The 18,059-nt window shown below is 69.5% G+C and carries 20 protein-coding genes and 2 tRNA genes; 5 read left to right on the top strand and 17 right to left on the bottom strand.

Annotated elements, in window-relative coordinates; all coding sequences use genetic code 11:
- The 3 genes from ABZX12_RS14465 to ABZX12_RS14455 all read left to right on the top strand — a co-directional run bounded on the left by ABZX12_RS14465 (position 1) and on the right by ABZX12_RS14455 (position 1,848).
- Complete coding sequence (locus tag ABZX12_RS14465) at positions 1–882, top strand: HIRAN domain-containing protein (protein ID WP_355693203.1); 882 nt, start codon at positions 1–3, stop codon at positions 880–882.
- Between the two features lie 148 nt (positions 883–1,030).
- Complete coding sequence (locus ABZX12_RS14460) at positions 1,031–1,261, top strand: hypothetical protein (RefSeq protein WP_355693201.1); 231 nt, start codon at positions 1,031–1,033, stop codon at positions 1,259–1,261.
- A 5-nt stretch (positions 1,262–1,266) separates the two neighbouring features.
- The gene (locus tag ABZX12_RS14455) at positions 1,267–1,848 is read left to right on the top strand and encodes a class I SAM-dependent methyltransferase (RefSeq protein WP_355693200.1); all 582 of its coding nucleotides are present in this window, start codon (positions 1,267–1,269) and stop codon (positions 1,846–1,848) included.
- Here ABZX12_RS14455 and ABZX12_RS14450 read toward each other — a convergent pair.
- From ABZX12_RS14450 to ABZX12_RS14405, 10 genes are all read right to left on the bottom strand, one after another.
- Positions 1,828–2,223, bottom strand: coding sequence for a VOC family protein (locus ABZX12_RS14450; protein WP_355693198.1), 396 nt, complete (start codon positions 2,221–2,223; stop codon positions 1,828–1,830). The two genes, ABZX12_RS14455 and ABZX12_RS14450, sit on opposite strands and share 21 nt — an antisense overlap.
- Positions 2,216–2,719, bottom strand: a complete 504-nt coding sequence (locus ABZX12_RS14445) for an SRPBCC domain-containing protein (protein ID WP_355693196.1) — start codon at positions 2,717–2,719, stop codon at positions 2,216–2,218. Before ABZX12_RS14445 ends, ABZX12_RS14450 begins: the two co-directional genes overlap by 8 nt.
- Positions 2,720–2,733: 14 nt before the next feature.
- Positions 2,734–3,051, bottom strand: a complete 318-nt coding sequence (locus tag ABZX12_RS14440; protein ID WP_355693194.1) for a metalloregulator ArsR/SmtB family transcription factor — start codon at positions 3,049–3,051, stop codon at positions 2,734–2,736.
- A gap of 43 nt (positions 3,052–3,094) precedes the next feature.
- Entirely contained in the window at positions 3,095–4,054 is a 960-nt protein-coding gene (locus ABZX12_RS14435; protein ID WP_355693192.1) for an alpha/beta fold hydrolase, read from the bottom strand.
- Positions 4,055–4,058: 4 nt separating this feature from the next.
- Complete coding sequence (locus ABZX12_RS14430) at positions 4,059–4,517, bottom strand: hypothetical protein (RefSeq protein ID WP_355693190.1); 459 nt, start codon at positions 4,515–4,517, stop codon at positions 4,059–4,061.
- 34 nt (positions 4,518–4,551) lie between these two features.
- Positions 4,552–5,511, bottom strand: coding sequence for a hypothetical protein (locus ABZX12_RS14425; RefSeq protein ID WP_355693188.1), 960 nt, complete (start codon positions 5,509–5,511; stop codon positions 4,552–4,554).
- An 80-nt stretch (positions 5,512–5,591) separates the two neighbouring features.
- On the bottom strand, positions 5,592–7,175 hold the full coding sequence (locus ABZX12_RS14420) for an LCP family protein (RefSeq protein ID WP_355693186.1): 1,584 nt from the start codon (positions 7,173–7,175) through the stop codon (positions 5,592–5,594).
- 379 nt (positions 7,176–7,554) lie between these two features.
- Positions 7,555–7,644: transfer RNA gene (locus ABZX12_RS14415), tRNA-Ser, on the bottom strand.
- 75 nt (positions 7,645–7,719) lie between these two features.
- Entirely contained in the window at positions 7,720–8,610 is an 891-nt protein-coding gene (locus ABZX12_RS14410; RefSeq protein WP_355693184.1) for an LLM class flavin-dependent oxidoreductase, read from the bottom strand.
- Positions 8,601–9,014, bottom strand: a complete 414-nt coding sequence (locus tag ABZX12_RS14405) for a TIGR03618 family F420-dependent PPOX class oxidoreductase (protein ID WP_355693182.1) — start codon at positions 9,012–9,014, stop codon at positions 8,601–8,603. The genes ABZX12_RS14410 and ABZX12_RS14405 overlap by 10 nt, the downstream gene beginning before the upstream one ends.
- Positions 9,015–9,043: 29 nt before the next feature.
- On the opposite strand from ABZX12_RS14405, the gene ABZX12_RS14400 reads away from it, so the two are divergent.
- Positions 9,044–9,700 carry a phosphoribosyltransferase family protein gene (locus ABZX12_RS14400; RefSeq protein ID WP_355693180.1) on the top strand — a complete coding sequence of 219 codons (657 nt, stop codon included), beginning with the start codon at positions 9,044–9,046 and terminating at the stop codon, positions 9,698–9,700.
- Between the two features lie 72 nt (positions 9,701–9,772).
- Here ABZX12_RS14400 and ABZX12_RS14395 read toward each other — a convergent pair whose 3' ends face one another.
- From ABZX12_RS14395 to ABZX12_RS14380, 4 genes are all read right to left on the bottom strand, one after another.
- Positions 9,773–11,659, bottom strand: a complete 1,887-nt coding sequence (locus ABZX12_RS14395; RefSeq protein ID WP_355693178.1) for a phosphoenolpyruvate carboxykinase (GTP) — start codon at positions 11,657–11,659, stop codon at positions 9,773–9,775.
- A gap of 325 nt (positions 11,660–11,984) precedes the next feature.
- Positions 11,985–13,217, bottom strand: a complete 1,233-nt coding sequence (locus tag ABZX12_RS14390; RefSeq protein ID WP_355693176.1) for a hypothetical protein — start codon at positions 13,215–13,217, stop codon at positions 11,985–11,987.
- Complete coding sequence (locus ABZX12_RS14385; RefSeq protein ID WP_355693174.1) at positions 13,214–13,804, bottom strand: hypothetical protein; 591 nt, start codon at positions 13,802–13,804, stop codon at positions 13,214–13,216. Before ABZX12_RS14385 ends, ABZX12_RS14390 begins: the two co-directional genes overlap by 4 nt.
- A gap of 142 nt (positions 13,805–13,946) precedes the next feature.
- Positions 13,947–14,501, bottom strand: a complete 555-nt coding sequence (locus tag ABZX12_RS14380) for a hypothetical protein (protein WP_355693172.1) — start codon at positions 14,499–14,501, stop codon at positions 13,947–13,949.
- A gap of 128 nt (positions 14,502–14,629) precedes the next feature.
- Between ABZX12_RS14380 and ABZX12_RS14375 the strand changes: the two genes are divergently transcribed.
- Positions 14,630–14,702: transfer RNA gene (locus ABZX12_RS14375), tRNA-Arg, on the top strand.
- Positions 14,703–14,820: 118 nt separating this feature from the next.
- Here ABZX12_RS14375 and ABZX12_RS14370 read toward each other — a convergent pair.
- The 3 genes from ABZX12_RS14370 to ABZX12_RS14360 are packed head-to-tail and all read right to left on the bottom strand — an operon-like array spanning position 14,821 to position 18,011.
- Positions 14,821–16,224: a site-specific integrase gene (locus ABZX12_RS14370; protein ID WP_355693170.1), complete on the bottom strand. Its 1,404-nt coding sequence runs from the start codon at positions 16,222–16,224 to the stop codon at positions 14,821–14,823.
- Between the two features lie 14 nt (positions 16,225–16,238).
- On the bottom strand, positions 16,239–16,427 hold the full coding sequence (locus ABZX12_RS14365; RefSeq protein WP_132326237.1) for a helix-turn-helix domain-containing protein: 189 nt from the start codon (positions 16,425–16,427) through the stop codon (positions 16,239–16,241).
- Positions 16,428–16,445: 18 nt separating this feature from the next.
- Positions 16,446–18,011, bottom strand: coding sequence for a replication initiator (locus ABZX12_RS14360; protein ID WP_355694287.1), 1,566 nt, complete (start codon positions 18,009–18,011; stop codon positions 16,446–16,448).
- Positions 18,012–18,059: the final 48 nt, after the last annotated feature.

The raw sequence follows: 18,059 nt of genomic DNA, 5'->3' as shown, positions 1-18,059 counted from the left end.
ATGGAACTGATTCCGTTCAGTCTGTGGGGCGACGCTTTGTGGTGCGGTCAGGAAGTCGTGCGGGAGGCCCCGCACGAGCAGGCGATCCGTAGCCTGTTCCCGGACCCCATCCCCGCGCGCGGCGCAGATCTGGACACCGAGGCGGACCTCGTCCCGGAACCGCACAACCGTTTCGACCCGCGGTCGATCGCCGTCCGGGTGCAGGGCAAGGTTGTCGGCTATCTGCCGAGGGACGACGCGCACCGGTACCACCCGGTGCTGTCAGAACTGGTGGCGCAAGGCCTGCAACCGCAGGTCCCGTGCCACCTGTGGGTCAGCGAGTGGACGGCGGCGAACTGGGAGGGAGCGGGCGCCGGCGGCAACGGACCGCAGGGCACCGAGTTCCACGCCAGCGTCGCGGTCGCGCTCGGGCAGCCGCACATGCTCGTGCCGGTGAACCTGCCCCCGCCAGGCAGTTTCCACCTGCTGCCGCCCGGCAGCGGCATCGTGGTCCCGGGCAGCGAGGTGCACCCCGACATCCTGGCGCCGTTCTTCCGCGCGGAAGGCGAATGCTGGGCGTACGCCACCATGCACGCGATCGAGGAGGAGGACACCATTCAGGACCGGCACCGGATCGTGGTCGAGGTCCGGCTCGACGACGAACCCGTCGGCCGGCTCAGCGCACGGCTGAGCGCCGAGTTCCTGCCGGCGATCCACTACCTCGCCGACATGCGTGCCGAGACCGCCGCCCGGGTCGCCGTCCGCGGGGACCGGAGCGCATCGGAGGTGATTCTCTACGCGGCGCGGAGTCACGACCTCCCGGCTACCTGGCCGGACGGGCTGGCCCGCTCCCCAGTCGCGTCCCCGCAATGGCACTACTGGGCGACGAAAGAAGCCAACTAGGCGGCTGCGCAGTACTGACCATGCCTCACCAGGCCGGTACTGCGGAGCTACTTTTCATGACGCCGGGCAGTTCCCTCCGGGGAGCTGCCCGGCGCCGTTGCCAACGGCATCAGGCGTCGGTGGACGGGTGGTGACGTACCTTGGGTGTATGGCGAACGCACCTGCCTGCCCGGTCTGTGGGCAACGAGGAGTGCCGATCCTGTACGGGCTGCCGACCCCGGTCGCGCGGGAGGCGGCGGCAGCCGGCAAGGTGCGGCTGTTCGGGTGCGTGATCCCGCCGGAGCCGGACAACTGGACGTGCCCGCAGGATCACACCTGGCGGGCCGACGACGACCAGGTGCTGTCGGCCGCGATCGACGCGGCACTCGGCCGGAAGTGAGCCGGATGCGGGAGCCGTGGAACCACAACATTCACTACCACCCGAAGATCCTCCAGGCCGTTCCGCCCGGCGCTGAACGCGCGCTGGACGTCGGCTGCGGCGAGGGCATGCTGGCCCGGAAGCTGCGCGGCGTCGTACCGCACGTCACCGGCATCGATCTGCACACGCCGAGCCTGGAGTTGGCGCGTAGCCACGGCGACGACATCGAGTACGTCCACGGAGACTTCCTGGACCATCCGCTGCAGCCGGCGTCGTACGACGTGATCGGCTCGGTGGCCACCATCCACCACGTCGACGCCCGCACCGCCCTGCTCCGCCTTCGCGAACTCGTTCGCCCGGGCGGCGTCCTGGTGGTCGTCGGCGTGGCACGCTCGAATCTGCCGCGTGACCTGCCCCGCGAACTGGCCGGAGTGGCCGCCAACTGGGCGCACCGCGCGGTCAAGGGCTACTGGGAACACCCGTCCCCGACGGTCTGGCCCCCACCGGTCACCTTCCCGGAAATGCAGTCCCTGGCCGCGGACCTGCTACCTGGCGCGACCTTCCGCCGCCACCTCCTCTTCCGCTACTCAATCACCTGGAGAAAGTGACGAGGCCGTCGCGGCTTCGGTGTCCCACATGGACAGGCAGAACGGGTGGCCGGCCGGGTCGGTGTAGACGTAGCAGTGGTCGGAGTTGGGCTGGTAGTCGTGGAGTTTGGCGCCCGCGGCAAGGACTCGGGCGCCGGTCGCGGCGAGGTCGTCGACGTAGAAGTCGAGATGCATCCGCATGTCGCTGCCGGGCCATTGCGGTGGCTCGAAGTCGTCGACCTGTTGGAAGCCGAGGGATCCGTTCGGGCCTGTCACGGCGGCCCAATGCGTCGTACCGCTGGCGGTTCCGCCGGTGATCTCGGCGTAGAACCGGGCGAGGGCGAGCGCGTCGGGCGCGTTCAGCGTGGTGCCTTCCAGCCGGATCGTGTCAGACATCACTACCTCGGTACGCCGGGGTGAGCTCGGTCCAGCGCGCGTGCCACTCCGGCGCCGGCTTCTCTTCCGACCAGCCGTCGGCGTGGGCCGGGCCGTCGAGCGCGAGCGCACGGCCGAGGTCCTCCAGGTGGACCTGCCAACCGGCGCCGTGGAAGTGCATCGAGCCGATGGGCAGGCCGCGCTCCTCCACCACCAGCTTGGTCTGTGACCCGACCGGAGCGAGCCAGGCCTCGAGCTGGCCCTCGTCGTCGGTGCCGGGCTCGGTGGTGAGCAGCAGATGGTGCGGAGCCTCGCAGCTGTCGATCCGCACCGCGCCGCTCCACGTGCTCGTGAAGACGGCGTGGACCGTCCCACCCTCGTGCAAGCCGCCCGACACCTGGGCGATCCAGCGCGCCAGCCGCTCTGGCGTCGTGCACGCCGCCCACAAGTCCTCGATGTCGGTGTCGTAGACGTCCTCGACGCGCACCGCGCCACGGGTTTCGTCCAGAGCTCGCATCGTCCCGGTGATCCTCACTGCGACGCCTTCTTTCCTCGAGCGATCTCGGTGTGCAGGGCGTCGAGCCGGTTCCGCCACAGCGCGCGGTAGCCCTCGAGCCACTCGTCCACCTCGACGAGCGCCTCCGGCCGCAAGCTGTAGATCCGCCGCTGCGCCTCCTGCCGCACGTCGACCAGCCCGGCCTCCCGCAGCACCCGCAGGTGCCGGGACACGCCGGGGCGGGCGATCGGCAGCGCGTCGGCCAGCTCGCCGGCCGTCGCCGGATGATCCCGCAGGATCTCCAGCACCGTCCGCCGGCTCTGGTCGGCCAGCGCCTGCAACACCACGTCCATGCGAGGAATGTACCCAAGTAGTTACGTAACCACAAGGGTACATTCAGAGCTTGGCGCCGATCAGCTGGAAGATGTCGTCGTGCGCGCCCGGGAGGTCGTCGTGCCCGAAGTCGGGGTAGCTGCGGACCTCCTTCGGCGAGCTGATCTTGTTGTACGCCGCGAACTGCGTGGACGGCGGGCAGATCTGGTCCTCGAGCCCGGTGAACAGCGTGACCTCGGCCCGGATCCGCGGTGCGAGGTGCTGGACGTCGATGTAGCCGAGGGTGGTGAAGACCTCCTCCTGCCGGAGGTGCCGCGGGTCGCGCTTGCGGAACCAGGTGACGATCTCGTCGTACGGCGAGGTCTCCAGGTTCAGGTCCCACGTCCGCTGGTAGTCGCACAGGAACGGGTACACGCTCGCCGTGTACTTGATCGTCGGCGTCAGCGCGGCCGCCACCAGCGACAACCCGCCGCCCTGGCTCCACCCGGTCGTCGCGATCCGGGCCGCGTCGACCTCCGGCAGGCCGCCGATGATGTCGGCCAGCCGCCGCGTGTCCAGGAAGACGTGCTTGTACAGCAGCCCGTCCGGCCCGGCGTCCAGCCCGTGCACGAGGTGGTGCTGCAGCGAGAACGCGTTGGCTTCCTGCGACGACGTACGGAACCCGACCTGCTCGCGGACGTCGAGCGCCGCGACCGTGAACCCGCGCGCGGCGTACGGCAGCAGCTCGACCCACTTCGGCTGCTCACCGCCGTACCCGTGGAACAGCAGCACGGCCGGCCCGGTCGGCTCGGCGGGGCGCAGCACCTTCGCGTGCACGCGGTAGCCGCCGGTCCCGGTGAAGTACAGGTGCTGCGCTGTCGCGGTCGTCAGCGGGAAGTCGGCGGCGTCGACGAACTCGGCGTCGGCCGCGACCTCCTCCAGCGAGAGCAGCGCCTTGTCCCAGAACGCGTCGAAGTCCGCGGGGCGCGGATTCGTGCCCTGGTAGGTCAGGAGTTCGTCGTACGACAGCTCGAAGGAAAGCACCGGATCATTCTGCGTCGCCGGCGTCCTCGGGGGCAGTCCCGTCCCAGATCGTGTACCCGTGCGCGGCGTTCAGCTTGTCCCGCAGCGCGATCTCCAGCTCCTCGGCCCGCCCGGGCGCCAGCCACGAGACCGGCAGCAGGATCGGGTGCTCGGGGTTCTTCGTCCGCAGCACGATCGCCTCGCCGTGCGTGGTTTCGACCCGGCCGACCTCGGTGACGTCGGTCCAGGGCGTGCGCAGACCGCGGACCTCGATCTCGCGGTCGCGGAGCCGGGCGACCTTCGGCGGCCGGGCCAGGATCCACAGGCCGGCGATCGCGATCAGCCCGCCGAGCGTGACGAACACCGACACCGCGACGCCCGGCAGCCCCAGCGCCCAGAGCACCGCGGCCACCCCGAGAATGATCAGTCCGGCGGCCAGGATCCCGAGGAACCGCCCCGCCCGCATCCGGTACGTCGTCCGCATCGGCACAGGATCTCATCCGTCCGGGGTGACCGGATCAGAAGGCTTCCGTCTCGGACGACGGCGCGTTGCCGAGCGGCGACTTGGTCAGGCTGATCGTCCAGGTGTACGAGCCGTCGAAGATGTCGTCGAACTTCTGGTACGAGCAGTCCTCGGTGAACCGGTTGTTCTTCGCGTCCCAGTTCCGCCCGGACTTGAAGTAGACCCAGTAGTCCTGGCTGCGGAGCCCTTTCAGGGTCGCGCTCTGGTCGGCCCGGACGTAGATCGAAGCCTGCGGTTTCCGCGGGCTGCTGGTGGCGACCACGATCACCACGTCATTGCCGGCGTTGCTGATCTTGAGCGAGCCCGGGCCGCGCGGGCCGGACCGCTGGAACACGTCCCCGTTCGCACCGCGGCCGGCGATGACGTCCGGCTGGCGCAGCTTCGCCGGCACCGACAACGCGCCGAAACGCAGGCCCTTGCCGACGGACTTCTGCACCTTCTGCGCCAAGTCGGTGTACGCGTTCCAGACGCCGAACTTGGCCTCGTACAGCCGGACCTCCAGCGACTTCGGGTATCCACAGCCGGTCTTCGTGCCGCCGGCGCGGGTCAGCTCCGTGGCCACGTCGCCGGCGTACGCGTCGAAGGCGTCCAGTACGGCGGGATGCGCCGACACCAGGCCGCGTGGCGGCGTGATCTTCGCGAGCTCGGTGCGCTCGATCACGACCGCGGCCGCGAGCTGGGCCCGGGCCGCGTCGAAGGCGGCGACCGTCTGCGCGTTCATCAGCCGCGCAACCGACGGCTTGAGGACCTTCTCGACGTTGGTCAGCGCGCGCTGGTACATCGGCACCGACAGCGCGACCGGACTCGGTTTCGGGGTCGGCTTGGGCGGTGGCGCCTTGCTGCTGGTCGTCGTCCCCTTCGTTGCCGAGGGCGCGTCCGCACTGTCCGCCTTGCTGCTGCAGCCTGCGCAGGCCAGAACCGTGACCCCGACCGCAACCGCCAACGAACGCCGCACAGTCACCCCCAGGTGTGACCAGTCCTCACTGTGGGTCAATTCTTCCCTGGGAGGGGTTCACGAGTTCACCCCGAACCGGGTCAGTTACCGGTCTGGCTCGGGTTGTAGGCGCAGGCGTCGTTGAGGTTCTGGGCTTCGCCCGGGGTGGCCGTCGGCTTCGGCGGCGTCGTCGGGCGCTTCGTGGTGGTGCTGCTGGTCGGCTTCTTGGTCGGCTTCGCGCTCGGGGTCGAGGCGACCGGGTTCGTCTTCGGGGCGATCGCCTTCTGGATGATCTCCCGCATCGCCTCGTAGTCCGGGTTCTTGCCGGTCGGGAAGTTCTTGGTCTTGTCCAGGTCGATGTTGGTGACCTTGGCGTTCTTCACCTTCAGCGCGAGCTGGATGAAGGCCCCCAGGATGTCCTGCGGGATGTCGGTGCGCAGCAGTTCCTTCCCGGCCTTGGCGATCTGCTGGTACGAGGTCACCAGGGTCTGGGGGTTCGCGCTGTTCACCAGGGCGTGGATCGTGCAGCGCTGCCGCTCCTGACGCGACGGGTCGCTGAGGCCGTAGCGGCCGCGGGCGAACCACAGGGCGTGGTAGCCGTCGAGCTTCTGGTTCGGGCCCGGCTCGATGTACCCGCTCGGCTTCTTCTCGCTGTTCGACCCGGGGCCGGCGCCGTAGTCGCCGCCGATCGGCACTCGGTAGTTGACGTTCACGGTGATGCCGCCGAGCGCGTCGATGATCTGCCGGAACCCGGCCAGGTTGACCTGCATGTAGTAGTCGATGTCCAGGCCGAGCGCGGCGCTCGCGGCCAGTTTCACCACGTCCGCGCCCTCGTTGTCGGTCTGGCCGAGGATGCCCGGATGCGCTTTCGGGACGTTCTCGTACATCGCGTCGAGGTAGTACTCCGGCTGCTCGACGTTGCCGAGGTTCGGGTCCCAGAAGCCGTCCGGGTACGCCTTGTGCAGCGGCGAGTCCTCCGGGAACGGCATCCGCATCCAGTTCCGGCTGAGCGAGATCAGCGCGGTGTCACCGGTCTTGGTGTCGATGCTGGCCACGATCACCGTGTCGGTGCGGACACCGGTCCGGCCGACGCCGTCGTCGGCGCCGAGCAGCAGCAGGTTCAGCCGCGGGATCTTCGCCCACGGGTCGCTCTTGTTGACCTTCGGCCGGGTCGCGCTCTTCGAGTTCTTCTCGGACTGGAAGACGCTGCCGACCAGGTCGCGCTGCGCCATCACGGTCTGCGCCGCGACGGTCGTCGGTACGGCGATGGCGAAACAGAGCAACCCGACGAACATCGAGCCGGCCAGCCGGCCGGTGTAGGTCATGCTCACCGGGCGGAGCAGCTTGTGCGAGGCCACCACGGTCCAGATCCAGCCGGCGCCGAGCAGGACGACGGCGGCGGTCGCGATCAGCAGCTGCCGCGGGGAGACGGCGAGCGCGAGGACCGAGTCGCGGTGCGTGAGACCGACGTACGCGGCGATCAGCAGCAGGCCGATGCTGATCGTCAGGACGAAGGCGCCGAGCTTCTTCCGGCCGCCCATCAGCAGCCCTGAGCCGGGGACCAGAGCGCTGAGCAGGGTCAGGCCGATCGCCTTCGACGCCGTCCGGGCGCGGTGCGAACGGGCACGGGACCGGTTGGCCCGCGGCGCTGCCCTCCGACCGGCTGCGCGAGTGCTTCGCGACATGGCTCCGTTCCCTGATCGACGACGTGACGACCCCTCCGTCGGCCGCGCGCAGCGGCCCACGGTACATCAGACGCCCACGCCGCCCACTTGGTTGACGTGATGCTGTCGACCCCCGTCGATGCCCGCCAGCGTACACAGCCACCGGCCGACACACCGAAGGTCCCACCCCGAACACTCAGAGTCGCTACCCCGCGCACCCTCCTCAAGCTCCTCAAGCCAATCGGAGGTGAGTCGCCCCACCGGAGGCTCGTGGGCACCCAACCCGGCGCGGGGGGTCCGGGGGGCGAAGCCCCGCCGGGCGGGGCCCGGGGGTTGCACCCCCGGAAGACATGGCCGGAGCGCCTTGCCTGCGCTTTCTGCAGGCAAGGCGCTCCCAGCGCGGAGGCGGCGGGATTTGAACCCGCGAGAGGGGATTACCCTCAACCCGCTTAGCAGGCGGGCGCCATCGACCGGACTAGGCGACGCCTCCTCCGACGATCCCCACGCGGGGGACACGACGACGGCCAAGACTATCCGGTGGACCCGCCCGGCAGCAAAAGCGGGGTCAGCTGCTCAGCGATTGCTTCGCCTCGGCGACCAGTTCGACCGTCCGCGGCGTCATCGGCTCGGGCGAGACGATCAGGTGCTGTACGCCGAGCTTGCGGTACGCCGCGGCCGCCTCGGGCAACTCTTGGACGGCGATCGCCTTCGGACTGGGATCCGGTACGGACTGGTCCGGGTCGCGCACGATGATCCCGGCCGTCGCGGTCACCGACCCCGCCGGCTTGCCGGCCGTCTGGACTGCCTGGCGGAGGGTTTCGAGGCGCTCCTCCACCTGCAGGTCGGGGGCGCCGTACCAGGCGGTGTTCCAGGCGTCGGCCCATTGGGCGGTCAGCCGCATCATGCGCGGGCGGTGGCCGGCGACCAGGATCGGGATCCGGTGCGGCGGCGCCGGGTCGAGGTCGGCGTCGCGGACGGAGTAGTACGTGCCGTCGTACGTGACCGTCTCGCCGCGGATCAGCCGGGCGACGATCTCCAGCCACTCGGCGAACCGGCCGACGCGGTGGTCGGTCGGCAGCCCGAAGGCCTCGTACTCCGGGTCGTGCCAGCCGGCGCCGACGCCGAGCGTCAGCCGGCCGCCGGAGACCTCGTCCAGCGTCACGGCCATCTTCGCGGTCAGGCCCGGATCGCGGAACGATGCGCAGAGCACCATGTTTCCGAGCTCGACCCGTTCGGTGACCGCGGCGACCGCGCTCAGCAGGGTCCAGCTGTCGTGCATCCCGAAGACCTGCCCCTCCGGGTCGCGGTACAGGAAGTGGTCGGCCAGCCAGACCGAGTCCAGGCCACCCTGGTCGGCCGCCTCCGCGACCGCCCGCACGTCCTTCCAGCCCGGCATCCCGCCGCCCGGCCCGTCCCCGGCACCGAGCGGAAGCATCACACCGATCTTCAGGCCCACGGTCCGACACCGCCGATCTTGTCGACACTGATGTGCGTGATGTACCCGGCCGGCAGGTCGTCACCCGGCAGGAAATCCGCGTCCGGACCGAGATAGGTCTTCGCGAGCTCCCGCAGTACGCCGACCGCGCCGCCCTCGGTGATCCGGGCGGTGCCGGTGACGATCAGGTACTCCGCCAGGCCCATTTCGTTGACCCGGTCGGTTTCGATCGACAAGGCGACCCGGCCGTCGCGGCGGATGTTCTTCACCTTGCGGTTGTTCGGCACGTGCGCGGCGATGATCTCGTCGCCGTCCAGGCCGACCCAGACCACCGAAACCTGCGGGCTCCCGTCGGGGTTGAGGGTGACCAGGTGGCCGAGGGCATCGGATTCGAGCACGGCTCGTGCGCTCTCAGGGATTCGCATGCGGTCAACGTACGTGGATCATGGGCGCTATGAGGAGGCCGTACCCGGATCGGGTGGCCGCGGGCCGTGTGCTGGCCGACGAACTCGGATCGGTCGGCGGCCCCGTTCTGGTTCTCGGGCTGGCGCGCGGCGGCGTACCCGTCGCGGCCCCGGTCGCGGACGCCCTGGACGCGGAGCTCGACGTCCTGATCGTGCGCAAGCTCGGCCTGCCGGGGCAGCCGGAGCTGGCGATGGGCGCGATCGCCGGCGTCGGCGAGGAGCTGCACGTGGTCCGTAACGAGCCGATCGCGGCGGAGGTCGCCCCGGAGACGCTGGAGGCGGTCCGGCAGCAGGAAGTCCTGGAGTTGCGGCGCCGCGAGCGCGCCTACCGCGGCGACCGCCCGCCGATCGACGTCCGGGATCGCGTGGTGATCCTGGTCGACGACGGCCTCGCGACCGGCGCGACCATGCGCGCGGCCGTGGAAGCCGTACGGCGTCAGGGCCCGGCGCGGGTCGTCGTCGCCGTACCTGTCGGCGGGATCGACAGCTGCCGGCGGCTGACCCAGGTCGCGGACCAGGTGGTGTGCGCGTGGATCCCGCAGTACTTCACCGCGGTCGGCCAGGCGTACCGGGACTTCTCGCCGGTCGGCGACGACGAGGTCCGGCGGGTGCTCGCCGAAAGCACGGCGCGGCGCCTCGGAGGTTGACCCGAGGCGCCGCGCCGTGATGGCCCGGCCGCCGGCTTCCGACTCGGCGGCCGGTGTTCTGGGGCCGCGCTGTCAGCCCAGCCGGGCTTTGAGGTGGTCGAGCTCGACCTTCAGCGACGTCGGCACCGTGTCGCCGAGCTTCGCGAACCACTCCTCGATCAGCGGGAGCTCGGCCTTCCACTCCTCGGCGTCGACGTCCAGCGCGATCTGCAGGTCGTGGTCGGTCAGGTCCAGCCCGCTGACGTCGAGCGCGCCCGGCGCCGGCACCCGTCCGATCGGCGTCTCGACCGCGTCGGCCTGGCCCTCGATCCGCTCGATGACCCACTTCAGCACGCGGCTGTTCTCACCGAAGCCCGGCCAGACGAACTTGCCCGCCTCGTCCTTGCGGAACCAGTTCACGTAGAAGATCTTCGGCAGCTGCGCCGCGTCGTGCTGCTTGCCGACGGTCAGCCAGTGGTCGAAGTACTGCCCGGCGTCGTAGCCGAGGAACGGCAGCATCGCCATCGGGTCGCGCCGGACGACGCCGACCTGGCCGACCGCCGCCGCGGTGGTCTCCGACGACAGCGTGGCGCCCATGAAGACACCGTGCGCCCAGTCGCGCGACTCGGTCACCAGCGGGACCGTCGTGGCCCGGCGGCCGCCGAAGATGATCGCGGAGATCGGCACGCCGTTCGGGTCGTCGTACTCGTCGGCGATGATCGGGCACTGCTTGATCGGCGTGCAGAACCGGCTGTTCGGGTGGCTGGACAGTTCGCCCGAGGCCGGCGTCCACTCGCGGCCCTTCCAGTCGGTCAGGTGGTCCGGCGGGGTCGGCGAGTAGCCCTCCCACCAGACGTCGCCGTCGTCGGTGAGCGCGACGTTGGTGAAGACCGAGTTGCCCTTCTCGATGGTGCGCATCGCGTTCGGGTTGGTCTTCCAGCCGGTGCCGGGGGCGACGCCGAACAGGCCGAACTCCGGGTTCACGGCGTACAGCCGGCCGTCCTTGCCGAACCGCATCCAGGCGATGTCGTCGCCGAGCGTCTCGACCTCCCAGCCCTCGAGGGTCGGGTCGAGCATCGCCAGATTGGTCTTGCCGCAGGCGCTCGGGAACGCCGCCGCGACGTAGTGCACCTTCTTCTCCGGCGAGATCAGCTTCAGGATCAGCATGTGCTCGGCCAGCCAGCCCTCGTCGCGGGCCATCGCCGACGCGATCCGCAGCGAGTAGCACTTCTTGCCGAGCAGCGAGTTGCCGCCGTACCCGGACCCGTACGACCAGATCGTCCGCTCCTCGGGGAACTGGACGATGTACTTCTCGTCGTTGCACGGCCACGGCACGTCGGCCTCGCCGGGCTGCAGCGGGGCGCCGACCGAGTGCAGGCAGGGGACGTACGACGCGTCGGTACCGAGCTTCGTGAGCACCTCGGCGCCGGTGCGGCACATGATCCGCATCGAGGCGACGACGTACGCCGAGTCGGTGATCTCGACGCCGAACATCGGCTTCTCGGCGGTCAGCGGGCCCATGCAGAACGGGACGACGTACATCGTCCGGCCGCGCATGCTGCCGCGGTACAGCTCGGTCATCAGCGCCTTCATCTGCGCCGGGTCCATCCAGTTGTTGGTCGGACCCGCGTCCTTCTCCTCGACCGAGCAGATGAACGTCCGCTGCTCGACCCGGGCGACGTCCGACGGGTCGGTGCGGACCCAGAACGAGTTCGGCTTCTTCTCGTCGTTCAGCCGGACCATGGTGCCGGCGGCGATCAGCTCGTCGGTGAGCTTCGCGTACTCCGCGTCGGAGCCGTCGACCCAGTGGATCCGGTCCGGCTGGGTGAGCTCGGCGACCTCGGCGACCCAGGCCAGCAGGCCGGCGTGCCGGGTCGGTGCGTCGGTGAGGTCGTACGTCGTGGCTGGTGCGGCCGGGAGGTCCGGTGCGGCTGCTGGGGCGGCGGTCTCGGTATGGGTCGGGCTGGCGGTGGTCGTCATCGGCGGCTCATTCCCTCTCGGCTGTCGGGCCCGGCAAACCGCGCGGCCCCCTCGACGCTGAGGAGGTAACGGCTCCGGCCGCCGGGGTCTCCGGCGGTTCGATCCAGCTGGCTGGCGGTGTGATCTCTCGCAGACCAGTGCGTCCAGTGGACGTATACCAGTGCGCAAGTGGTACTACGGTACGCGAACCGCCTGGGTGCTGAGAACCCCGAGAACGTGAACCCGGTCACAAAGTTTTCGCGACAATCGCTTTCCGGTGTCGCTTGTGAAAAAGAGAACGGCCCGCGCTGTTTCGCGCGGGCCGTTCAGGAGATTTTGCGGCGGATCAACTGGTCTGCCGCCAGATGTCGTTGACGACCCGCTGGATGTCGGGCGCCTCGGCGGTCTGGCCGACGACCATCGCGCCGACCAGCCACCACTGCCCGCCGCTCTGGAACGCGCGCGTCATTGTGATCGTGTACGGCGCTTTCGCCGACACCGTCAGCCAGGTCCGTGCGTCCTTCGCGGCCGCCGGCGCCGTGGTCTTGTAGATCTTCGTCCACTGCTGGTCGAAGGCCGGCCGGTCCGCCACGCACCCGGCCAGGCTCGCGCACGGGTGCAGCGCGAACTGCGCCTTCATCGCGTTCTTCAGGCCGCCCGGCTCGTAGTCGTTCTTGGTCACGATCCGCCGCAGGATCAGCTGCGACGACTCACCCAGGAAGGCGACCTCCGGCGGCCGCGGCCAGCCGAGCGCGAACGGCAGCTCGGCGTTCGCGATCACCTGGACGTCGGCGCCGGCCGCGTAGGTGGCGCCGAAGATCCCGGCCGATCCGTCGGGGCGTTTGTACGGCGCGGTCGTGACGCGGTTGATCGGCGGGATCAGGACGGTGGACGGGATCGGCTCCGGGCTGACCGCCGCCGGCGGGGCGGCCTCGCCCGGCTCGTCCTTCACGGCGCCGCCGATCGCGGTGCCGATCGAGTACGCGATGCTGAAGACGATCAGCACCGCGAGCGCGACGACGGGGTAGATCCAGGCGCCGATCTTGCGCCGGTACTGCCGGGCGATCTCGATCTTCGACTGCGGCTGCTCGCCCTGCTCGTCGTGCTCGTCGTGCGGTGTCGCCTGCGCGGGGCGGTCGACGTACGACGGGATGTCGCCCTGCGGAGAGCTGGTGTCGCCGGGCAGCAGCGTCGGCGGCGTCGCGCCGTACCCGGCGAGCTGGTCGCGGACCGCCTGCAGCGACTCGTCGTCGTTGCCGAGCACCCCGTCGAGCGGGTCGACCAGGCGCTCGGCGCCGGTCTGGCCGTGGACGAGCTGCGTGATCGCGTACGGGCGGCCGGCGCTGAGGTTCGCGGCCCACAGCGGGGTCTCCTGCCGACCGGGCACCAGCGCGGCGTCGCGGCTCGCCCGGGTCAGCCGGTCGACGACCGTCGGGTTCCGGGCGCCTTCGTCGCTGAGCACGAGCGCGACGACGTCCATCCCGGTGAAGGTTCGGCCGTGCCACAACTCCGCCAGCGGGTGCAGCAGGATCCGCTGGTCGAACTGGTAACCCGGGATCTCCGGCGCGCTGTTGCTCACTTGCTCTCCCAGATCGCTCGGTCCGCCAGCGCCAGCGCCGCCTTCTGCGCGGCGTCCGCGTCGATCGGGTTGGCCGTGTAGTCCACCAGGACGACGACGTCGGCGCGCTGCACCATCGTGTGGACGGTCCAGGTCTCACCGGCCAGTCCGCTCGCGGTCCGGCTCGCCTTCGTCGGGTACGGGCGGTTCGCGTCGTACGCCTTCAGCGGCGACCGGGTGAATGTCCGGCTCGCCACCTGGTCCGGCGTGAACGGCGCGTTCCCCGCGCCGGCATCCTTCCCGCCGTACGCCGTGATCGTGACCTCCACGCTCGCCGACGTGTACGCCCGGACCTTCGCGCGGGAGCTCGCCGCCGTACAGGTGACGGTCGTGGTTCCGCCCTGGGTCATCGTCACCGGCCCGTCCGATGCCTTCGGCAACAGGTTCGCCACGTCGCCGATCCGCGCGCACAGATCGGCCGGCAGCACCCGCGCCGGCACGATGTCCTCCGGCGTCACCGGCTCGCCGACCGCGAAACCGACCCCTCCGCCCACCAGCGCGGCCACCCCACACCCGATCGCGGTCCCCCGCGCCAGTCGACTACCCATGCCCGCGACCCTAACCACGCGAAGGTCCTCCCCCGCGCGCATGGACTCGGACCGCCGTGTCGCGGTTCCGTCACGAGACACGCGACGGCGTCTGGAAACAGGCTATTGCTTGTCGTCAGACACCGACGGGTGTTCCCAGACCTCAGGCGAGCAGTGTGTTGACCGAGCCGCCGGACTCGGTGAGCTTCGTACCGAGGCCCTTCAGGGCGTCGCCGACCGTCGCGAGGATGCCGGACAGGTCCTGCAGGTTGCCGGCCAGGCTCTCGATCTCGGTCGCGACCCCGCCGATCTGGCCGCTCCCGTCGTTCAGCTTCTTCGCCGCCGCGTCGCCGATCCCGGGGATCTTGTCGAGCTCACCCGCGAGCCCGGCGAGCATCCCGGCCGCGTCGTGCAGCCGGTCCTTGGCCGCACTCATCGTGGTCGCGCTCCCGGTCAGCGCCTTCCGCGCCCCGCCCTCCCCGTCCTCGCCGACGAGCGCCCCGGCCGCCTTCGCCGCCTGCTCACCCGCCTCCGCGAGCCCCGACCCGATCGTCTTCAGCAGCTCCGGCAGCTTCCCGAGGAACCCGACCGCGTCGTCCGGCAGCCCGCGCACCAGATTCAGCACCTTCTGGAAGTCGTCCGAGTTCTCCATCACGAACCCGACGGCCTTCTTCACGTCCCCCAGATCCCGCCCACCGAGCAAGTCCTCAATACCCATCCGCGGATCGTAGAGCCGCCACCTCCAGACCCCCCGCCACGCCGCACCCCACCACCGTCACGACCTCGTTGCGAGAGCCGATTGGCATCCACCCGCCCCCGCCATGTATCGTTACTCGACGTTGTCCAGCGCTCGTAGCTCAACGGATAGAGCATCTGACTACGGATCAGAAGGTTGGGGGTTCGAATCCCTCCGAGCGCGCTTCGTGAAAGCCCAGGCAGACACTCTCTGACCTGGGCTTTTGTGTTTCCGGGGGCAACGGCAGAGAGGGCGGCTGTCGTGCTCGCCGCCCTCTTGACCCCCACGGTTGACCCCAACGTCACCCCTCCGGCTCCTCGAACAGGAACCCGAGCTTGTCCACGGCCTCACGTTGCAGCTCCTCGGCTACGTCGACGTAGATGACCTTCGTAGTGCGGGGGTCAGCGTGCCCGAGAATGTCCTGAATCTGCTCAAGCGGGACTCCCTGACTCCACAGCAACGACGCGCACGAGTGCCGCAGGTCGTGGAACCGGATCCGCCGTACGCCCGACTTGGCGCACAGGGCGTCGAAGTGGCGGTTCACGTTCCGCGGCTCGATCGGCGTACCGAGCGTGGTCGTGAACACGTACCCCTTCTCCCACGCCTCGACCGCCGCGGCTCGCTCCTTCTTCTTATCGGGTCCGGCCAACTGCGCGAGGCGGCCGGCGCGCTCGGCTTCCTGCGCCTTCCGGTGCGTGAGCAGGACCGGCAGCAGTGACTTCGGTACCGGGACCTCCCGAGCGGAGCCGTCGGTCTTGACCTGGCCGAGCTGCAACTCACCGTCGACCCGATGCAACCCGTGCTCGATCCGGATCACGCCGTTGATCAGGTCGACGTCCCACCACCGAAGCCCCAGCGCTTCCCCTCGCCGCAGACCGAGCGAGAGGGCGACGGCGTACAGCGCATACAGCCGGTCATTCCGAATCGCCGCGAGGAACTTGGTCGCGTCGTCCGCCTTCCACGCCTTGAAGGCCGGCCGGTACTTGTGGTCCATCCGGAGCTTCTTCGCAACGTTCTCCGTCAGGATCTCGTCCTCGGTCACTGCGTCCTGAAGTGCGGCGCGCAGCACTCGGTGTAGGTAGCGGATCGTGCCGTCTGACACCACGTCCCGGCAGCACTCACGCGGAGTCTTCGCGCAACAGCGTGCTCCCTCGATCGGTCGAGCGTTCTTCCTCGGAGCCTTGCCGGCGCGCGCCGCGCGGAGCTTCTTCGCTCGGTCCTCACGGGCGTGGTCTTTGCCCTTCGCGCAGCACTGGCAGGTCTGCTTGAGTTGGAAGAAGCCGCGCCGAATGTCAGCCGGACGCAACGCAGTCAGCTTCTTTTTGCCGAACAGCGGTACGAGGTACTTCTCGATCAGCCACCGATAGCTTGCGTACGTCGTATCCCGGACCCGGTGCCGAGCGTGCTCGTGGAGCCAGTACTCCAGGTACTCGCCTACCGTCTGCGAGCTGGATGCCACGCGCTTGCCGGACATGGTGTCCGCCTGCATCTTGGTCAGCTTCTCGTGCACGTCCTCCCAGGACTTGCCGTAGACGCTGCGGCGGACCTCCCGGCCGTCCGTGGTGATGACGTAGGCCCGACCCTCCCAACGACCGTCCGAGCGTTCGCGGATGTTTCCCTCGCCGTTGACGTTCCGCTTCCCCGCCTGGCTCTTGGCTGCCTTGGGCTTGGCCTTCCGCGGCTTCTTCGGCTCCTCGGGTTCCATGAATGCGAGCGTTGTCACGAGGCCACGTCCTCGATCAGGCCGGCGACGTAAGCCCGGATGGACTGCAGCGGTACGCGGCGACCGTTGCGCACCTTGACGCTGGTCAGCTCACGTTCCTTGATCAGCCGGTAGACGGTCCAGCGGGAGACGTTCAGGTGCTCGGCCACTTCCTCGACCTTGAGTAGGCGCGAATCGTCTTGCATGGTCAGCTCCCCAGTTAGCTAGGCCGCGTTCGCGGCGTCGTCGTTGTCGTCAGTTGCCGAATTGCTGTGGGTCGGTGGTCCTGTGCCGTCGCGGGCGCGCTGCTTGGCTCGCTCGTACTGCTCGCGCCAGCGGATGCGTTTGGTGATGCTGTAGGCCAGGACTTCCTTCTGTGTGGGTGCGTCTTCGTCGCCGGGGCGAACAGGCGTCCAGATGAACCGCGGCTGTTCGTCGTCGCTGGTGGTCTGGGCTATGGACAGCGCGGTTTGGTCGTCCATCTCGACGCCGGCGGCGGCGAGGGTTTGGCGGATGACTTCGGCGCGGTCGGCGCGGTGGTCGGTCAGGGTCTTGCCGGTCCACTGGCGGGAGACGAGCACGCGGCGACCGCCTAGGCCGAGGTGCGCGCGGTCGTGGGCTTTGCTGTCGCACTCGCCAGGGACGAGGTTGCCGGTCGCGTCCTTCGGGGTGATCCCGTACAGGAGCCAGTTCGCGCAGGCCGGCGAGCAGGGCAGCACCTTGACGTGCTCGTGAAGCCGGTTCAGGTGATCGAGCTGGGCCGGGTGCAGCTCGGCTGGGTCGTCGCCGTAGGTCTCGCCGATCGCCTTGCCGAGGTACTTGGTCAGGTAGCCGATCGCCTTGCCGACCTTGGTCTCGGAGTCCGCGACGATGCCTTTGTAGTCGACCTGTTCACCGAACCGGACAACGTGTGCGGGCTGCGTCGCGGGATCGGCGGCCAGGTCGTCCAACGCGTTGTCCCAGGTGGGCAGCAGCGCGCCCGTGTTCGGGTCGAGGAAGCGTTCGGTGTCGTCGTCCCAGATCGGGAGGTCCCGGCCGATCTGGGGCCCGGAGAGGGGCGTCTCGTGCTCTGGCCACCACACTTGGTGGTAGGTGGCGGCGGCGACCTGGCGGACAATCTCGCGCGGCACGGTGCCACGGACAGCCATGTGCAGATGCGGAGCGAGGCGCTTCTGTGGCTCGACAACGGCGAAGTACTGCGCCTTGTAGCCGGCGCAACGGCGCAGATTCTGAACGAAGCGGTCGACGCCCTTGGAGAAGTGCAACGCGTCGAGTGCGGCGCGGCGGTAGTCGTACGTCGACGGGTCGACCGGAGTCGACAGAACGGGCGAGTTCGAGCTGTGGTGCACGCCGCACGAGCACGGAACAAGCTTGCCGCCAACCCGGTACGGGAGACGGTGCGTCGCGCCGTAGGAGTCGAGTGTGAGGGTGATGAACATCGACGGGCGGTAGGTCTTGCCGTTCGGCGCGCGGAACGTCGTACCGACCGTGCGCTTGTCCATCGGGACCCGGGGCAGATCCGGCGCATCCTGGCGTCGACGGGTGGAGCGGACGCGGCGCGCCGATTCCTCATCGGTGCCGGCGTCTTCGGCCTGGTCCTCATCCTCGAGCTGGTCAGTGTCGGCAGGGAGTTCGAGTTCGGTGTCTCGGTGCCAGCCTTCGCGGCACTGCTGCATCCGCAGTCGCCGGTTCGCCTCAGCACACGGAGGGCACTTGCTGATCAGCGTCGACCCGCACGAGACGCCGACAATGCGCTCAGTCCCGGTCTCGGTGTCGACAACGCGGTTCAGGATCGGCCGGACGCAGACGCGTTGGTGATCGCGAGGTCTTGTACTACG

It is taken from the genome of Kribbella sp. NPDC003505, from assembly GCF_040610875.1.
Taxonomy (GTDB): domain Bacteria; phylum Actinomycetota; class Actinomycetes; order Propionibacteriales; family Kribbellaceae; genus Kribbella.
This window is presented reverse-complemented; position numbering and strand designations above follow the sequence as displayed.

Coding starts and splice junctions, on each gene's coding strand:
- ABZX12_RS14465 (WP_355693203.1), top strand. CDS start 1: ATGGAACTGATTCCGTTCAGTCTGTGGGGCGACGCTTTGTGGTGCGGT.
- ABZX12_RS14460 (WP_355693201.1), top strand. CDS start 1,031: ATGGCGAACGCACCTGCCTGCCCGGTCTGTGGGCAACGAGGAGTGCCG.
- ABZX12_RS14455 (WP_355693200.1), top strand. CDS start 1,267: ATGCGGGAGCCGTGGAACCACAACATTCACTACCACCCGAAGATCCTC.
- ABZX12_RS14450 (WP_355693198.1), bottom strand. CDS start 2,223: ATGTCTGACACGATCCGGCTGGAAGGCACCACGCTGAACGCGCCCGAC.
- ABZX12_RS14445 (WP_355693196.1), bottom strand. CDS start 2,719: ATGCGAGCTCTGGACGAAACCCGTGGCGCGGTGCGCGTCGAGGACGTC.
- ABZX12_RS14440 (WP_355693194.1), bottom strand. CDS start 3,051: ATGGACGTGGTGTTGCAGGCGCTGGCCGACCAGAGCCGGCGGACGGTG.
- ABZX12_RS14430 (WP_355693190.1), bottom strand. CDS start 4,517: ATGCGGACGACGTACCGGATGCGGGCGGGGCGGTTCCTCGGGATCCTG.
- ABZX12_RS14420 (WP_355693186.1), bottom strand. CDS start 7,175: ATGTCGCGAAGCACTCGCGCAGCCGGTCGGAGGGCAGCGCCGCGGGCC.
- ABZX12_RS14405 (WP_355693182.1), bottom strand. CDS start 9,014: ATGCGAATCCCTGAGAGCGCACGAGCCGTGCTCGAATCCGATGCCCTC.
- ABZX12_RS14400 (WP_355693180.1), top strand. CDS start 9,044: ATGAGGAGGCCGTACCCGGATCGGGTGGCCGCGGGCCGTGTGCTGGCC.
- ABZX12_RS14395 (WP_355693178.1), bottom strand. CDS start 11,659: ATGACGACCACCGCCAGCCCGACCCATACCGAGACCGCCGCCCCAGCA.
- ABZX12_RS14385 (WP_355693174.1), bottom strand. CDS start 13,804: ATGGGTAGTCGACTGGCGCGGGGGACCGCGATCGGGTGTGGGGTGGCC.
- ABZX12_RS14380 (WP_355693172.1), bottom strand. CDS start 14,501: ATGGGTATTGAGGACTTGCTCGGTGGGCGGGATCTGGGGGACGTGAAG.
- ABZX12_RS14370 (WP_355693170.1), bottom strand. CDS start 16,224: ATGGAACCCGAGGAGCCGAAGAAGCCGCGGAAGGCCAAGCCCAAGGCA.
- ABZX12_RS14365 (WP_132326237.1), bottom strand. CDS start 16,427: ATGCAAGACGATTCGCGCCTACTCAAGGTCGAGGAAGTGGCCGAGCAC.